This is a genomic window from Rhodoglobus galactosidasius (assembly GCF_054957775.1).
The window spans coordinates 1-2,361 of sequence record NZ_JBQIAV010000021.1; the positions used below are offsets into that span (position 1 = coordinate 1).

The 2,361-nt window shown below is 53.4% G+C and carries 1 rRNA gene; it reads right to left on the reverse strand.

Annotated features, from left to right (window positions below):
• Positions 1–159: 159 nt before the first annotated feature.
• Positions 160–1,695, reverse strand: a 16S ribosomal RNA gene (locus tag ACTJJW_RS14720).
• Positions 1,696–2,361 lie beyond the last annotated feature (666 nt).

Genomic DNA, 2,361 nt, shown 5'->3' on the forward strand with positions numbered 1-2,361 from the left:
GGTGTACTGAAGAGAAAACAGTTCCTCTGGTCACAATGTCAATGTTCCACCCATGAGCGCCGTCCACCCCGAACAGGGCAGTACGACTTGGCAAGTAATTCCGTAAGATCGCGAACTGTAAACAGGAACGCTCCCCCACGGCTTGCACATGCTCCTTAGAAAGGAGGTGATCCAGCCGCACCTTCCGGTACGGCTACCTTGTTACGACTTAGTCCTAATCACCAATCCCACCTTCGACAGCTCCTCCCCTTGCGGGTTAGGCCACTGGCTTCGGGTGTTACCGACTTTCATGACTTGACGGGCGGTGTGTACAAGGCCCGGGAACGTATTCACCGCAGCGTTGCTGATCTGCGATTACTAGCGACTCCGACTTCATGAGGTCGAGTTGCAGACCTCAATCCGAACTGAGACCGACTTTTTGGGATTCGCTCCACCTTGCGGTATTGCAGCCCTTTGTATCGGCCATTGTAGCATGCGTGAAGCCCAAGACATAAGGGGCATGATGATTTGACGTCATCCCCACCTTCCTCCGAGTTGACCCCGGCAGTCTCCTTTGAGTTCCCACCATTACGTGCTGGCAACAAAGAACGAGGGTTGCGCTCGTTGCGGGACTTAACCCAACATCTCACGACACGAGCTGACGACAACCATGCACCACCTGTTTACGAGTGTCCAAAGAGTGAACTATTTCTAGCCCGTTCTCGTATATGTCAAGTCTTGGTAAGGTTCTTCGCGTTGCATCGAATTAATCCGCATGCTCCGCCGCTTGTGCGGGCCCCCGTCAATTCCTTTGAGTTTTAGCCTTGCGGCCGTACTCCCCAGGCGGGGAACTTAATGCGTTAGCTGCGACACAGAAACCGTGGAATGGTCCCTACATCTAGTTCCCAACGTTTACGGCATGGACTACCAGGGTATCTAATCCTGTTCGCTCCCCATGCTTTCGCTCCTCAGCGTCAGTTACGGCCCAGAGATCTGCCTTCGCCATCGGTGTTCCTCCTGATATCTGCGCATTCCACCGCTACACCAGGAATTCCAATCTCCCCTACCGCACTCTAGTCTGCCCGTACCCACTGCAGGCTGGAGGTTGAGCCTCCAGTTTTCACAGCAGACGCGACAAACCGCCTACGAGCTCTTTACGCCCAATAATTCCGGATAACGCTTGCACCCTACGTATTACCGCGGCTGCTGGCACGTAGTTAGCCGGTGCTTTTTCTGCAGGTACCGTCATGATGTGACAAGCACATCGCTTCTTCCCTACTAAAAGAGGTTTACAACCCGAAGGCCGTCGTCCCTCACGCGGCGTTGCTGCATCAGGCTTGCGCCCATTGTGCAATATTCCCCACTGCTGCCTCCCGTAGGAGTCTGGACCGTGTCTCAGTTCCAGTGTGGCCGGTCACCCTCTCAGGCCGGCTACCCGTCGTAGGCTTGGTGAGCCATTACCTCACCAACTACCTGATAGGCCGCGAGTCCATCCTTGACCGAAATTCTTTCCAGCTCCTCACCATGCGGCGGAAGCTCGTATCCAGTATTAGACGTCGTTTCCAACGCTTATTCCAGAGTCAAGGGCAGGTTACTCACGTGTTACTCACCCGTTCGCCACTAATCCACAGAGCAAGCTCTGCTTCATCGTTCGACTTGCATGTGTTAAGCACGCCGCCAGCGTTCATCCTGAGCCAGGATCAAACTCTCCATAAATGTTTGATTGCAACCACAAGCAAGCTTGCAGAAGCACATCTTGTGTCACCCGCACCCGGAATAGGGTGTCGAGGCGACAAGTTTGAAACTGACAGAACAAATCAATACTGACTTGCTTTGTTGTTTATATCTTTTTCCAAAGGAATCCGCTGCACCCCCACAACCAACCCGAAATAGGTTGATCATAAAAAGCACAGTCGGGTTTTTGGCATTTGACATTGTGCACGCTGTTGAGTTCTCAAGGATCGGACGCTCCTGACCTCCACCGCAAAACGGCTTCACCCCAAGGCAACAAAAACCTGTGTCGGCAACCCCCGCATAACTGCAGGAGGCAACCTGTCTAACTTACCAGCTTCACCGTGCATGTCAACTCAGTCGAAACGCACCACAACGGCACACAACAACAAACCAACACACCCATGAAACAGGAAGACATCCCCAGATCCGACACCGAAACCCATAAGAGGAATTCCGCTACCCGACCGGACTAAAACTATAACAGATTTAGAGGATGATGGCCCCCACTTGAGGCCGGAAACCTAACAGCAAAACTGCCCGGGACTTCCGCACCTTTGGGGTGACAAGAACAAACTTTACGTGCACCAACCCCCACCAACCAAACCCTCCCCCATCCCGGGCGTGTCGAGCATGCACCCCCAACAAAAC